This window comes from Delftia sp. JD2 (assembly GCF_001682645.1).
GTDB classification, from domain to species: Bacteria; Pseudomonadota; Gammaproteobacteria; order Burkholderiales; family Burkholderiaceae_C; genus Comamonas; species Comamonas acidovorans.
The window spans coordinates 1-14,197 of record NZ_LFJT01000096.1; the positions used below are offsets into that span (position 1 = coordinate 1).

At 68.4% G+C, this 14,197-nt stretch carries 13 protein-coding genes and 1 tRNA gene; 7 read left to right on the forward strand and 7 right to left on the reverse strand.

The genetic code is table 11. The annotated features are described in order from the left end of the window. Nucleotides 1-61: 61 nt before the first annotated feature. The 3 genes from ACM14_RS28970 to ACM14_RS28980 form a co-directional block, all read right to left on the reverse strand. Nucleotides 62-148, reverse strand: a tRNA-Leu gene (locus ACM14_RS28970). 120 nt (nt 149-268) lie between these two features. After that, nucleotides 269-3,484, reverse strand: coding sequence for an efflux RND transporter permease subunit (locus tag ACM14_RS28975; RefSeq protein WP_013803309.1), 3,216 nt, complete (start codon nt 3,482-3,484; stop codon nt 269-271). Then, the gene (locus ACM14_RS28980; RefSeq protein WP_065348064.1) at nt 3,481-4,731 is read right to left on the reverse strand and encodes an efflux RND transporter periplasmic adaptor subunit; all 1,251 of its coding nucleotides are present in this window, start codon (nt 4,729-4,731) and stop codon (nt 3,481-3,483) included. The genes ACM14_RS28975 and ACM14_RS28980 overlap by 4 nt, the downstream gene beginning before the upstream one ends. A 174-nt stretch (nt 4,732-4,905) precedes the next feature. Here ACM14_RS28980 and hpnC point away from each other — a divergent pair, with 174 nt between their 5' ends. The 4 genes from hpnC to ACM14_RS29000 all read left to right on the forward strand — a co-directional run bounded on the left by hpnC (nt 4,906) and on the right by ACM14_RS29000 (nt 9,231). Continuing rightward, nucleotides 4,906-5,790, forward strand: a complete 885-nt coding sequence (gene hpnC, locus ACM14_RS28985; RefSeq protein ID WP_065348065.1) for a squalene synthase HpnC — start codon at nt 4,906-4,908, stop codon at nt 5,788-5,790. A gap of 67 nt (nt 5,791-5,857) precedes the next feature. Further along, a complete protein-coding gene (hpnD, locus tag ACM14_RS28990) occupies nt 5,858-6,703 on the forward strand; it encodes a presqualene diphosphate synthase HpnD (RefSeq protein WP_013803312.1) in 846 nt (281 codons plus the stop codon). Continuing rightward, nucleotides 6,700-8,088, forward strand: a complete 1,389-nt coding sequence (gene hpnE / locus ACM14_RS28995; RefSeq protein WP_065348066.1) for a hydroxysqualene dehydroxylase HpnE — start codon at nt 6,700-6,702, stop codon at nt 8,086-8,088. The genes hpnD and hpnE overlap by 4 nt, the downstream gene beginning before the upstream one ends. Nucleotides 8,089-8,211: 123 nt before the next feature. Then, complete coding sequence (locus tag ACM14_RS29000) at nt 8,212-9,231, forward strand: tripartite tricarboxylate transporter substrate binding protein (RefSeq protein WP_012204487.1); 1,020 nt, start codon at nt 8,212-8,214, stop codon at nt 9,229-9,231. Between the two features lie 39 nt (nt 9,232-9,270). On the opposite strand, the gene ACM14_RS29005 is transcribed toward ACM14_RS29000, so the two are convergent. After that, entirely contained in the window at nt 9,271-9,954 is a 684-nt protein-coding gene (locus ACM14_RS29005) for a GntR family transcriptional regulator (protein ID WP_012204486.1), read from the reverse strand. A gap of 166 nt (nt 9,955-10,120) precedes the next feature. Between ACM14_RS29005 and ACM14_RS29010 the strand changes: the two genes are divergently transcribed. The 3 genes from ACM14_RS29010 (at nt 10,121) to ACM14_RS29020 (ending at nt 12,509) form a co-directional block, all read left to right on the forward strand. Beyond that, on the forward strand, nt 10,121-10,519 hold the full coding sequence (locus ACM14_RS29010; protein ID WP_012204485.1) for a carboxymuconolactone decarboxylase family protein: 399 nt from the start codon (nt 10,121-10,123) through the stop codon (nt 10,517-10,519). 10 nt (nt 10,520-10,529) lie between these two features. Next, on the forward strand, nt 10,530-11,393 hold the full coding sequence (locus tag ACM14_RS29015) for an NAD(P)-dependent oxidoreductase (RefSeq protein ID WP_065348067.1): 864 nt from the start codon (nt 10,530-10,532) through the stop codon (nt 11,391-11,393). 132 nt (nt 11,394-11,525) lie between these two features. Beyond that, entirely contained in the window at nt 11,526-12,509 is a 984-nt protein-coding gene (locus ACM14_RS29020) for a tripartite tricarboxylate transporter substrate binding protein BugD (protein ID WP_065348068.1), read from the forward strand. A 7-nt stretch (nt 12,510-12,516) separates the two neighbouring features. Here the strand turns inward: ACM14_RS29020 and ACM14_RS29025 are convergent, their stop codons facing one another. From ACM14_RS29025 to ACM14_RS29035, 3 genes are all read right to left on the reverse strand, one after another. Next, entirely contained in the window at nt 12,517-13,107 is a 591-nt protein-coding gene (locus ACM14_RS29025) for a trans-aconitate 2-methyltransferase (protein WP_065348069.1), read from the reverse strand. A 19-nt stretch (nt 13,108-13,126) separates the two neighbouring features. Next, nucleotides 13,127-13,339: a DUF2788 domain-containing protein gene (locus ACM14_RS29030; RefSeq protein WP_046240878.1), complete on the reverse strand. Its 213-nt coding sequence runs from the start codon at nt 13,337-13,339 to the stop codon at nt 13,127-13,129. A gap of 56 nt (nt 13,340-13,395) precedes the next feature. Next, nucleotides 13,396-14,197 (reverse strand): DUF2189 domain-containing protein (locus ACM14_RS29035; protein WP_139093518.1); only part of this gene is annotated, 802 nt, incomplete at its 5' end.

Genomic DNA, 14,197 nt, shown 5'->3' on the forward strand with positions numbered 1-14,197 from the left:
CGCCTCCTCTACAGGAAGCGGGCTTGAGCAGTGTTCGCCGCAGTTGAGCGGCGTTGGTGCGTGGTGCGCGGGGGGGGACTCGAACCCCCACACCATTGCTGGCGTCAGGACCTAAACCTGGTGCGTCTACCAATTTCGCCACCCGCGCTGGTTCTTGGGGGAGCCGCCTGCGCGGCGGCTCCTAGGTCAGGGCGCAGATTCTAGCCGCAATTGCGGGGTGCATTGCCATACCCCGGATTTGAGCGGCGGCCTCTGCGCTTTCGCCGCATCAATGCGTGGGCTCGCGGCGCACGCGGAACACGGCGGCGTACATGGCCGGCAGCGCCAGCAGTGTCAGCACCGTGGCCACGATCAGCCCGCCCATGATGGCCACGGCCATGGGGCCCCAGAACACGCTGCGCGACAGCGGGATCATGGCCAGCACGGCGGCGGCAGCCGTCAGCACGATGGGGCGCAGGCGGCGCACAGCGGCTTCGATGATGGCGTCCCAGGCCGGCACGCCGCGCGCGCGGTCGGTCTCGATCTGGTCGATCAGGATCACCGAATTGCGCTGGATCATTCCCATCAGCGCCACCACGCCCAGCAGCGCCACGAAACCGAAGGGCCGCCCCAGCAGCAGCAGCGCCGCCGCCACGCCGGGAATGCCCAGCGGCCCGGTGATGAACACCAGCAGTGAACGGCTGACACTGCGCAGTTGCAGCATGAGCAGCGTGAAGGTGAGGAACAGCATCACGGGCACACCAGCGACGATGGCGTCCGAGCCCTTGGAGCTTTCCTCCACGGCGCCGGCCACATCGATGCGGTAGGCCGTGTCGCCCGCAGCGTGCCAGCGCGCCTCGATCTCGCGCAGGCCCGGCAACAGCGCATGGGTCAGCGTTGCGCCCTGCAGGCCTTCGCGCACATCGCCCTGCACGGTGATGGCGAACATGCGCTTTTCTCGCCACATCACGCCGGGCTCCCAGACCATCACGGGTTTGGCGATCTGCGTGAGCGGGATCGACTTGCCCGACGCCGTGGGCAGGTAGGCGTTGGCGATGTCGGTGATGGCATCGCGCTCCGAATACGGCGTGCGCAGCACGATGTCGATGAGCTTGTCACCCTCGCGGAACTGGCCCACGGTGGAGCCGCTGAGCATGACGCGGGCCGCCTGGGCGATGGCCTGGCTACTCACGCCCAGGGCGCGCGCCTTGTCCTGGTCCACCTCCAGGCGCACGGCCTTGACGGACTCGTTCCAGTTGTCGTTGACGCCGCGCATGTCGGCGTTGGCGATCATGACCTGCTTGACCTCGTCGGCATAGGCACGCAGCTTTTGCGGATCGGTGCCGGACACGCGGAACTGCACCGGATAGGGCACGGGAGGCCCGTTGGGCAGCAGCTTGACGCGGCCCCGCACCTCGGGGAACTCCTGGGCCAGCAGCGCCGGCAGCGCCTTGCGCAGACGCTCGCGCGTGGGCAGGTCCTGGGCGACCAGGATGAACTGCGAGACGTTGTTCTGCGGGAACACCTGGTCCAGCGGCAGGTAGAAACGCGGCACGCCCGAGCCCACCCACTCGCTGACCGTGCGCACGCCGTCCAACTGCATGAAGCGCTCTTCCACGCGGCGCGTGACGGCTTCGTTGGCGGCCAGCGACGTGCCCTCGGGGAACCAGATGTCCACCAGCACTTCGGGCCGGCTGGAATCCGGGAAGAACTGCTGCTGCACGCGCGACATGCCCACCAGGCCCAGCGCGAAGACCAGCACCGTGATGGCGATGGTCAGCCAGCGGTGCGTCACGCACCAGTTCACCGCACGGCGGAAGCGGTTGTAGAACGGGCTGTCGAAGACTTCATGCTCGGCCGACGAGGCATTGAGGTTGGTCTCCTCGATGGGCACCTCGCCCGAGGCCACCTCGGGCGGCAGCGTGGCCGCGTGCGGCGGGCGCTTGAGCAGCAGCATGCCCAAGTAGGGCACGAAGTACACCGAGGCGAACCAGCTGAGCACCAGCGCAATCACCGTCACCGCGAAGATGGCGAAGGTGTACTCGCCCGTCATGGACTTGGCCATGCCGATGGGCAGGAAGCCCGCCGCCGTGATCAGCGTGCCGGTCAGCATGGGCTTGGCCGTGATCTCGTAGGCAAAGGTGGCGGCGCGGTACTTCTCGTAGCCCTCCTCCATCTTGCGCACCATCATCTCCACGGCAATGATGGCATCGTCCACCAGCAGGCCCAGCGCGATGATCAGCGAGCCCAGCGACACCTTGTGCAGGCCGATGTTCCAGTACCACATGGCCAGGAAGGTCGCGGCCAGCACCAGCGGGATCGTGATGGCCACCACCAGTCCCGGGCGCGGGTCGATGTACCAGCGCTTCCACAGCGGCTGGTGGCCCTCGCGCTTGTGCAGGCCCAGGCTGATGAAGCTCACGGCCAGCACCACCACCACGGCCTCGATCAGCACCTGCAGGAATTCGTTGACCGAATCGGCCACGGCCTTGGGCTGGTCCTGCATGTTGGCCAGCTCCACGCCGGCCGGCAGCGTGCGTGCGATGTCGCCCACGGCGCCGCGCAGGGACTTGCCCAGGCGGATGATGTCGCCGCCCTTGGTCATGGACACGCCCAGCGCAATCGTCTCGCGGCCCTGGTGGCGCACCTTCACATTGGCCGGATCGGCATAGCCGCGGCGGATCTCGGCGATATCGCCCAGGCGCAGCTGCGCGCCCGATGCGCCGCGGATGGGCATGGCGCGCAGCTCATCCACCGCCAGGAACTGGCCGGCCACGCGCACCTGCACATCCTCGCGCGGCGTCTGCAGCACGCCTGCGCCCTCGATGGCGTTTTGCTGGCCCAGTTGGCCCAGCACCTGGTTCATGTCCAGGCCCAGCTGCGACAGGCGGCGCTGCGACAGCTCGATGTAGACCTTCTCGTCCTGCACGCCGAACAGCTCGACCTTGGCCACATCGGGCACGCGCAGCAGGCGCTGGCGCACGTCGTCGGCCATGGTCTTGAGCTCGGCGTAGCTGAAGCCGTCGGCCTGCAGGGCGTAGATCACGCCATAGACATCGCCGAACTCGTCATTGAAGAACGGCCCCTGCACGCCCTGCGGCAGGGTGTAGCGCATGTCGCCGATCTTCTTGCGCACCGTGTACCACAGCTGCTGGACATCGCCGGGGCGCGAGTTGTCCTTGAGCTGGAAGATGATCATCGACTCGCCGGGCTTGGAGTAGCTGCTGATCTTGTCGGCGTAGGGCACCTCCTGCAGGGTGCGCTCGATCTTGTCGGTGACCTGCTCGGCCATCTGCTGCGCCGTGGCGCCGGGCCAGTTGGTGCGCACCACCATGGCGCGGAAGGTGAAGGGCGGGTCCTCGTCCTGCCCCAGCTGGAAGTACGAGGCAAAGCCCAGCAGCAGCAGCACGACGATGAAATAGCGCGTCAGCGCCACATGGTCCAGGGCCCAGCGCGAAAGATTGAAGTGCGCGCCCTGCGGCGCCTTGTGCTTGGGCCCGCTCATTGGGCCGCTCCGCTGGGCGCAGCGCCTGCGGCGGCAGGCGCCTGTGCAGGCTGTGTCTGTTGCGGCCGCTGCTGAGCCGGCTGCTGCTGTGCCGGCTGCGGGGCCTTGTCATAACGGTCCTGATAGACCGTGACCTTCTGGCCTGGCGTGAGCACATGCACACCGGCGGCCACCACCTGCATGCCGGGCGTCAGGCCAGCGGCAATCACGGCCTCGTTGCCATCGGCCGTGGCCAGTTGCACGGGCTGCAGCTTCACCGTGCTGCTGGCGGCATCGAACACCCACACGGCCGTGCCCTGGCCACCGCCGCCTTCCTGGCGCAGCGCCGTGGTCGGCAGCTTGATCACGGGCTGGCCCGTGGGGCCCATGCCCTCGGGCAATGCGTGGACCGTGGCACCCAGCGGCGGCACGGCGGCGGCGTCCGACGTGGGTAGTGCCACCTTCACCTGGTAGGTGCGCGTGACCGGATCGGCGCTGGCCGCCACCTCGCGCACCTGGCCCTGCAGCGGCTGCATGCCGGCCGACCAGGGGCGCACATTCACCTTCTGGCCCACGCGGATGGCACCGCGCTTGTCTTCGGGCACCACGAACACCACGTCGCGCGGGCCGTCCTGGGCAATGCGCACCACGGGCGAGCCGGCCGACACCACCTGGCCGGGTTCGGCGTCTATGCCGGTCACCACGCCGGGCACATCGGCCAGCAACTGCGCGTAGGACTCCTGATTGCTCTGCGATGCCAGCTGCGCCTTGGCCTGGTCCAGCGTGGCCTGGGCGGACTTGAGCGTGGCTTCGCGCCGCTCCAGCTCCGCACCACTGATGAAGTTCTGCGCCTTCAGCTGCGAGTAACGCCTCACATCGGCGGCGGCAAGATCGCGCTGCGTGGTCGCGGCCGCCACCTGGGCGCGCGCGGCGTCAGCTCCCAGCCGGTAGTCGCTGGCATCGAGCCGCGCCAGCAACTGGCCTGCCTGGACGTGCTGGCCCAGTTCCACCTCGCGGCGAACGAGCTTGCCGGCCACGCGAAAGCCCAGGCGCGACTCTATGCGCGCGCGCACCTCGCCCGCGTACTCCAGCTGCGTGTCCAGCGCGCCCACGCCTACGGTGAGCAGCTTGACGGCGCGCACCGGCTCGGGCGGCGGCTCGGCCTTGGAGCAGGCGCCCAGCGCCAGCGCGGCGGCCAGGCACAGAGGGGCAAGAAGAAGATGGCGCGGCAAAGCGCGCGCGGCAGGGTTCGATGGCAAGTCGGGCATGTGGATCCGGGAGGGCTGGTGCGAAAAGCGGCTGCGGGCTGCAAGATCCGGGCAACATGCCGCGGCAGCTGGCTGGCGCCGTTTACTGACTGACGGGTTAGTAATTTAGGAGAAGCCCTTGAGCCCGTCAAGTGAAATGCATGGCCTTGCGCGCAGCATCGACAATCGGCCACCGTGAAGTCCACCGCTCCCACCCTGCCCGCCTCCCCCGCCCCGGTCACGCACTACGAGAACTTTCCCGTGGCGTCCTGGCTGTGCCCGCCCCGCTTGCGCCCGCCGATTGCCGCGCTCTACCACTTCGCACGCACTGCAGACGATCTGGCCGACGAGGGCGACGCCACGCCGTCCGAGCGCCTGGCCGCGCTGGCCGCCTACCGTGCCGACCTGATGGCGCTGGGCACCGAAGGCGAGGCCCCCATGCTCGCCCGCACGGCCTGGCCTCTTGTCTTTGCAGGGCTGGCGCCGCAAGTACGCGCCCACCAGCTGCCGCTGGCGCTGATGGACGACCTGCTCAGCGCCTTCGCGCAGGACGTGCGCAAAACCGAATCCAGCACCACCTACGCCGACCGCGCCGAGCTGCTTGACTACTGCCGCCGCTCGGCCAACCCCGTGGGCCGGCTGCTGCTGCATCTGTACGGGGTGGACGATGCCGAATCGCTGGCCCGCAGCGACGCCATCTGCACCGCCCTGCAACTGATCAATTTCTGGCAGGACTTCAGCGTGGACCTGCCACGCCAGCGCCACTACCTGACCGATGCAGACTGCGCCGCCCACGGCGTGCGGCGTGAAGACCTGCGCGCCAAGCCCGCTGCACTGACCCCTGCCGTGCGCGCGCTGTTGGCCGACCAATCGGCATGGGCGCGCGCCCTGATGCTGTCTGGCGCACCGCTGGTGCACCGCCTGCCGGGCCGCATCGGCTGGGAGCTGCGTCTGGTGGTGCAGGGCGGGCTGCGCATCCTGGACAAGGTCGATGCACTGCAGGGCGCCAGCCTCTACCGCCGCCCCACCGTCGGCAAGGCCGATGCGCCGCTGCTGCTGTGGCGCGCCCTGCGCATGTGATGGCGGGCCGGCCGTTGTGACACCCAGGCTTTGGCTCCCAGCCGTCCATGGGACAATCCGGCCCCATATGAATCCGGATCAGTACGTCCAAGACAAGGCCGCCGCCTCGGGCAGCAGCTTTTATTACGCCTTCCTCTTCCTGCCGCGCGAGCGCCGTGCCGCCATCACCGCCTTTTATGCGTTCTGCCGCGAAGTGGACGACGTGGTGGACGAAGTCTCCGACCCCGGCGTGGCCGCCACCAAGCTCGGCTGGTGGCAAAACGAAGTGCACCAGGCCTTTGCAGGCAAGCCCTCGCATCCCGTGATGCGGGCGCTCATGCCGCACGCCCCGGTCTACGCCATCGAGGAGCGCCACCTGCAGGCGGTCATCGACGGCTGCCGCATGGACCTGGAGCAGACCCGCTACCTGGACTTCCAGGGCCTGACCCGCTACTGCCACCTGGTCGCAGGCGTGGTCGGTGAAGTGGCCGCGCGCATCTTTGGCCAGACACAGGAAGAAACCACCGCCTACGCCCACAAGATGGGTCTGGCCTTCCAGCTGACCAACATCATCCGCGACGTGGGCGAGGACGCCATGCGCGGACGCATCTACCTGCCCATCAGCGAGCTGCAGCAGTTCGACGTCAAGGCGCATGAAATCACCAAGCGCGAGTACTCCGACCGCTTCACCGCGCTGATGCGCTTTCAGGCCGAGCGCGCCCACCGCCTCTACGACGAGGCCCTGGCCCTGCTGCCCGCCGCCGACCGCCGCACGCAAAAGCCCGGCCTGATGATGGCCAGCATCTACCGCACCCTGCTGCGCGAGATCGAGGCCGACGACTTCCGCGTGCTGCACCAGCGCATCAGCCTGCCGCCTCTGCGCAAGCTCTGGCTGGCCTGGAAGATGCAGGCGCTGGGGCGCATGGCGCGGTGAGCAGAGACAGCGCCAAGGACACGCCTCGCGCCGCACAGCCGCGCGCCGCCATCCTCGGCGGCGGCTGGGCCGGCTTCGCGGCCGCCCTCACGCTGGCGCGCAGCGGCTGGCACATCACATTGCACGAGGCCGCACGCGAGCCCGGCGGCCGTGCGCGCGGCATGGACCTCGACACGCCACAGGGCCCGCTGCGCGTGGACAACGGCCAACACATCCTCATCGGTGCCTACACCGAAAGCCTGCGCCTCATGCGCGAGGTGGGCGTGGACCCTGAACGGGCGCTGCACCGCCAGCCCATGGCCCTGCCCTATGCCGATGGCAGCGGCCTGCGCTTTCCCGACTGGCCTGCTCCGCTGGATGCGCTGGCCGGCATTGCCACCGCACGCGGCTGGAGCCTGGGCGAGCGTGCAGCCCTGCTGGCGCGTGCCGTGCGCTGGCGGCTGGCGGGATTTCGCTGCGCGCCGCAGGCCACCGTGGCCGACCTGTGCGCCGGCCTGCCGCAGCGCCTGGTCAGCGAGTTCATCGACCCGCTGTGCATCTCGGCACTCAACACGCCCATTCACCTGGCCAGCGGCACGGTGTTCCTTCGCGTGCTGCGCGATGCGCTGTTCAGCGGCCGTGGCGGCTCGCATTTCCTGGTGCCGCGCCGTGACCTGGGCAGCCTGTTCCCGGCGCCGGCCGCGCAGTGGCTGCAGGAGCGCGGCCACGCCGTGCGCCTGGGCAGCCGCGTGGCCGAACTGCAGCCCCAGGGCCCGCACTGGACGCTGGGCGCAGCCCAGGGCGAAGACGCGCCCTTCGACGCCGTGCTGCTGGCCTGCCCCGCGCCCGAGGCGGCGCGCCTGGCACTCACCGCCGCAGAGCACGACAGCCTGCCTGCGCGCGACGGCATTGCCCTGCAGCGCTGGGCGCAACTGGCCCAGGACCTGCAGCACCGCCCCATTGCCACCGTCTATGCGCAGGCCTTTGACGCCTCACACACATTGCCCCCGGGCGCGCCCTGGCTGGCGCTGCGCTCCACGCCCGATGCGCCTGCGCAATTCGTCTTCGACCGTGGGCAACTCGGCGGCCCTCAGGGCCTGATGGCCTTCGTCATCAGCGACAGCGCATCGGACCGCGAAACCCTGCAGGCCCAGGTGCTGGCCCAGGCCCAGGCGCAGTTGGGCTGGCATGGACTGGTTGCGCTGCGCACCGTGATCGACAAGCGCGCCACCTTCGCCTGCCTGCCGCAGCTGCAGCGCCCCGGCATGGAGTTGGGCCACGGCCTGTGGGCCTGCGGCGACCATGTGGATGGACCGTACCCGGCCACCATCGAGGGCGCCGTGCGCAGCGGCCTGCAGGCGGCCGAGGCCATCGGCCAGGCCCTGGGTGCCGAGGGAAAAGCCTGATCCCCCGGGTATCTCCGTAGCCTGCAGACCCTGGTTTGACAGCAGATTGACAGCCGCCGGCGCCACCATCGCTGGCGCCGCATCCGCTGCCCATTCACTACAACGATAGCCAGGAGACCAGACATGCCTTCGCGCGACTTTCTTCACCACGCAGACCTGCCCCCGCTCGGCCGCCGCCAACTGCTGGCCGGCACGGGCGCCATGGCCCTGTCGGGCCTGCTGCCTGCGGCCGCGCTGGCGCAGGACGCCTGGCCCACGCGCCCCATCCGCTTTGTCGTGCCCTTTGCGCCGGGCGGCAGCTCGGAAATCGTGGCACGCTCCACGGCCGCCGAGCTGTCCAAGACCCTGGGCCAGAACGTCTTCGTGGACAACAAGCCCGGCGCGGCCGGCAACATCGCCATGCAGGAAGTGGCGCGCGCCGATGACCAGAGCACCGTCATCCTGGGCCACATCGGCACGCTGGCCGTCAATCCCTACATCTTCGACAAGCTGCCCTACGACGCGAACAAGGACTTCCAGCCCGTCAGCCTGCTGGCCAAGGTGCCCAGCCTCTACGTGGTCCACCCCGATGTGCCGGTCAAGAACCTGCGCGAACTCATCGCCTACGCCAAGAAGAAGCCCGGCCAGCTCAGCTACGGCTCGGCCGGCAATGGCAGCGCCGGGCACCTGGCCTTCGAGTACCTCAAGATGACGGCCGAGATCTTCATGCTGCACGTGCCCTATCGCGGCACGGGGCCGATGATGACGGACCTGATGTCGGGCCGGCTGGACGCTGCCTCGGTCGGCGCCGCCGCCCTGCTGCCCTTCATCAAGGCCGGCAAGGTGCGCTGCATCGCCACGGGATCGACCCAGCGCCTGCCCCAGTTGCCCGATGTGCCAACCGTGGCCGAGCAGGGCTTCCCGGGCTTCGAGATGACGCAGTGGTACGGCATGCTCGCCCCCTCCAGCATGACCCGAGCCCACGTGGACAAGCTGGCTGCCGAATGCGCCAAGGCCGTCAAGGCGCCCGACGCGCTCAAGCGCCTGCAGGGCGATGCGGCCGAGCCCATCGGCAGCACGCCCCAGCAGTTCGCGCAGTTCATTGCCACCGAGCAGACGCGCTGGCAAAAGGTGCTCAAGCGCGCCCAGGTCAAGCCGGACTGAGCGCACACGGACTGACCCCCCCAGGCACAGGCCCCGGCATCAGCTGGCCGGGCCTGCCTTCTCGGCCATGGCGCGCAACACGCCCTGGCTGGCCTTTTGCACATGCTCGGCGCTCAGGCGCGCGGCCTGGTCCGCGTCGCCCTGCTCTATCGCCGCCACGATGGCGTCCAGCTCGGCCAGCGTCTGCGGCAGGCGCCCGGGCTGGGACATGGAGATGCGCCGCAGCACCGTCACGCGGTTGTTCAGCTGCCGCAGCATCTGGCCGGCCACCAGATTGCCGCAGCCCTCGATCAGGATGTCGTAGAACTGGTTCTTGATCGCCAGCAGGGCCACCTTGTCGCTGGCCACGGCGGGCACGGCCAGCTCGCCCAGCTTGGCGCGCAGCGCGGCGCGCTGGCCTGCCGAGGCATGCAGCGCAAAGCCCCGGCTGGCCAGCCCCTCCAGGCTGGCCCGCACCTCGTAGATATCGCGCACTTCCTGCACCGAGATGTCCGTGACCTCGGGGCCCCGGTGCGGAACGATGGTGATCAGCCCCTCGGCCTGCAGGTGCTGCAGCGACTCGCGCAGGCACGAACGGCTCACATCAAGGCTCTCGCACAGTTCGCGCTCGGACAGCTTCTGGCCCGGCGCAAACACGCCATCGAGGATGGCCGTGCGCAGGGTCTGCGTCGTGCGCAGGCGCAGCGACGTTTCTTCGCGGGGGACACGCAGCATCTGGTTCATGGGACGAATCCTACCCGCCAATCCAGGGGTGGACGGACTGACGGATTGTCATACACACACCTGGCCCGGCAGGCAATCCCGATTTTCATCAAGTAGGATTGTCTGACAATCTGATTAAATCCATTCCACCGAAAGACATCTTCACCGCCTTCCATCAGGAGTTTTCATGACCCGAGCCTATGCACCCAAGAACCCCGCCCTCTTCGACCAGGGCCTGTCCACCCGCCGTGAGGTGCTGGGCGCCGAGTATGTCGATGCGTCCATCCAGAACGCCACGGACTTCAACATCGACATGCAGGAGCTGGTCACCCAGTACTGCTGGGGCGATGTCTGGAACCGCCCCGGCCTGGACCGCAGGACGCGCTCCTTCCTGAACCTGGCCATGATCACGGCGCTGAACCGCCCGCATGAACTCAAGCTGCATGTGCGCGGCGCCATCAACAACGGCCTGACCAAGGAAGAGGTCAAGGAGGTCTTCCTGCAGACCGCCATCTACTGCGGCGTGCCGGCCGCCATCGACTCCTTCCGCGTGGCTTCGGAAGTCTTCAAAGAGATGGACATCTGAGGCACGAAGCATGACCACCATAGGATTCATCGGCCTCGGAATGATGGGCCAGCCCATGGCCCACCTGCTGCACGCCGCAGGGCACGCCCTGGTCATCCGGGACGCCGTGCCCGCCGCCACCGCACGATTCGCGCAGGAGCATGCGGGCGTGGCCGTGGCATCCGGCGCGGCCGACTTTGCCGGCTGCAGCGTGGTCTTCACCATGCTGCCCGACTCCCGCATCGTCGATGCCGTGGTCGGCGAACTGGCACCGCACCTGCCGCCCGGCGCCTGCATGATCGACATGAGCTCGGCCGACCCCAACCGCACGCGGGCGCTGGCCGGCCTGCTGGGCGAGCGCGGCATCGGGCTGCTGGATGCGCCGGTCTCCGGCGGCGTCAAGCGCGCCATTGCGGGCACGCTGTCCATCATGGTCGGGGGCGATGCGGACCTGCTCGCCCAGCACCTGCCGCTGCTGCAGCGCATGGGACAGGCCATCACCCATGTCGGCCCCGTCGGCGCGGGTCATGCGCTCAAGGCGCTGAACAACTATGTCTCGGCAGCGGCCCTCATCGCCACGGCCGAGGCCATCCATGCAGGCGCGGCCTTCGGCATTGCGCCGGCCACCATCGTGGACGTGATCAATGCCTCCACCGGCAAGAACAACACCACCGAAAACAAGGCCCACCAGTTCATGCTGAACGGCGCCTTCAACTCGGGCTTTTCGCTGGCGCTGCAGGCCAAGGACGTGGGCATTGCCCTGTCGCTGGGCCAGGCCATGCACACGCCCATGGCATTGGCCGAACAGGTCAGCGCCATGGCGGCCGAGGCTTCCAGGTCCCTGGGACCCGCCGCCGACCACACCGAGCTGTACAGGTACGTGGCCCCGGCCTGAGCCTGCGCCGTCTCGCCGTCGTCAAGGGCCGCATGCGGCCCTTGCCTTACTGCCTCACGCCACCAAACACGCCACCGACAACCGGCCGCACAGAGCCGGCGGCCCCTGCACGCGCCTCCAGGAGACAAACCCATGCGCCCCCTCATCCGCAATCCCTTTGCCCAGACCCTTCTCGCCGCCGCGCTGTCAGCGGCCAGCCTTGCCGCCCTGGCCTTCCCCAACAAGCCCGTCACCATCGTCGTTCCCTACGCGGCCGGAGGCTCCACCGACGTGCTGGCCCGCGTGCTGGCCGAGGCCATGACGCGCGACCTGGGCCAGCAGGTCATCGTCGAGAACCTGGGCGGCGCCGGTGGCACCATCGGCACCAGCCGCGTCACACGTGCCCAGGCCGACGGCCACACCCTGCTGCTGCACAACATGGGCATCGCCACGGCACCCGCGCTCTACAGCAAGCTCGCTTTCGATGTGAGGCGCGACCTGGAACCCATCGCGCTGGCAGGCGACGTGCCCATGATCCTGGTGCGCAGCAAAGGCTTTGCGCCCGCCACGCTGGCGGACTTCATCGCCCACATGAAGGCCAAGCCGGGCGAAGTGCGCTTCTCGCATGCCGGCGTAGGCGCCACCTCCCACCTGTGCGCCATGCTGCTGCTGCAGACCACCTCCACCGAGGCCACCCTGGTGCCCTACCGTGGCACGGGCCCGGCCCTGCAGGACCTGGTGGCAGGCAATGTCGATGTCATCTGCGACCAGCCCGTGGCCACCGGCCCGCACATACAGGCGGGCATGCTCAAGGGCTACGCCGTCGCCACGCGCGAACGCCTGCCCTCCCTGCCCGATGTGCCCACCTTCGCGCAGGCCGGCCAGCCCGGCTTCGAGCTTGCCGTATGGCACGGCCTCTACGCTCCGCGAGGCACGCCCCAGGCCGTCATCGAGCGCCTCAACAAATCCCTGCGCACCGCCCTGTCCGAGCCTGCCCTGGTCAAGCGCTTCACGGACATGAGCGTCATCATCCCGCCCGCAGACCGCCTCACCCCCGACGCTCTGCGCCAGCACACCGCTGCAGAAATCAAGCGCTGGGACCCGGTGATCAAGGCTGCGGGGGCCAAGGCGGAGTAACGCCGCACTACGACGACACCGGCCTGCGGGCCACGACATCAAAGCGATGCCAGTGCTTGGGGCCCCGCATGCTGGGGGCCATGCCATCGAACTCCTTGAAGGCCACCAGCTCCATGCCATCCAAAAGGCGCAAGACCTGATCACGCGAATGAAAGCTCATGGACTGCGAATCGGCCCATGCATCGCGCGGCCCGAAAAAATGACCGGCGAACACACCGCCCGGACGCAGCGCAGAACGCACCAGCGACCAAAACGCATCGAAGTACTCAGGATGGCAAAAGGGCAGGCTCAGCCCAGCGTGGATCAGACGCGCGGGGGGCAAAAAGGAAAGATCCTCGAAACGGCAAGCCTGCAGCGTCAAAGCGCCGGACGCCTGCGATGCCAGGGGGCGCAAGCCCTCGATGGCCGCAGGTTCGCTGTCGATGGCGTGGACGCGCCAGCCGGTATTGAGCAGCACGCGGCACTCATGGCCCGCGCCACAGCCCAGATCGATGGCCGCTCTATCTGCCGTATCACCCGCCAACGCGTCAAGCGCCTGCACCAGCAGGGGAGATATCTTGCGTCCCTCGGTAAAGCGGTAGTAGTCCGTCCAGCTCATGGGTGTGACGCCTGCGGCGTCATCTCTCCATCCACCACTGGATGACGATCTTGGCGATGTAGCCGACAAAGCCCACGCCCAGGCCCAGGAAGATCACGAAGGTGCCGAACTTTCCTGCCTTGGACTGGCGCGCCAGCTGCAGGATGATGAACACCATGAAGAGGATGAAGGCCCCCACGCCATAGGTGAGGAAGAAATGGGCGATCTGTTCTTCTGTATACCCGAATATCACGACAACACCGTCCTACATCCTCCCCTGCAGGCCCGGCCGGTCCGGGCCCGCCCGGCTCAACGCGCCGGGAAGGCCGACGCATCGACCAGATCGCGGTACGCGTGCCAGCTCGCGTGCCCCAGCAGGGGCATCACGGCCACCAGTCCCAGCAGCCAGCTGCCCAGGCCCAGCAGGGTCAACAACACAATGAGGGCGGCCCACAGTGCCAGAGGCACAGGGTTGGCCAGCACGGCCAACCAACTGGTCAGCACGGCCTGGCGCACCGTCACCCGCCTGTCCAGCATCAGCGGCATGGCCACCACGCTGGACGCAAAAATAGGCGCTGCCAGAAAACTGCCCAGCGCCAGCCATATCGCAAACAACTGCCCGTCGCGGGCCAGCACCACGTGCTGCACGAAGTCCGCCGGAGTGGCGATGCGCACGGGTGAGAGCACGGTGATCAGCGACGCCGACACCAGCACCCAGCCCGTGGCCGCCAGCGACAGCAGCAGCCCGAACTGCACCAGGCACCAGTAGCCGCCCTGCCCGTCGGCCTTGGCGACATGGCAGTTTTGCCAGCGCGTCCAGGTGCTGCGCACCAGGGACAGGTCGGCGCGCTCGCCACGCTCCAGCGCACGGCTGATGGCGTAGAGGCTGGTTGCCACGACAGGGCCGACGATCAGGAACCCCGACAGGGCCCCGGCCATCAGCCAAAAGCGATTGTGCCCCAGCGTCAAGATCAAAAACCCGATCAAGGTCAAGACCAGGCCATGTGCCAGGCTCAGCCAGGGCGCCCTGGCCATGTCGCGCGCGCCACGCGCCAGCCAGCTCAGGGGGTGTTTCCAGCCGATGCTGCGCACGGCGGGGAGGACGGGGGGG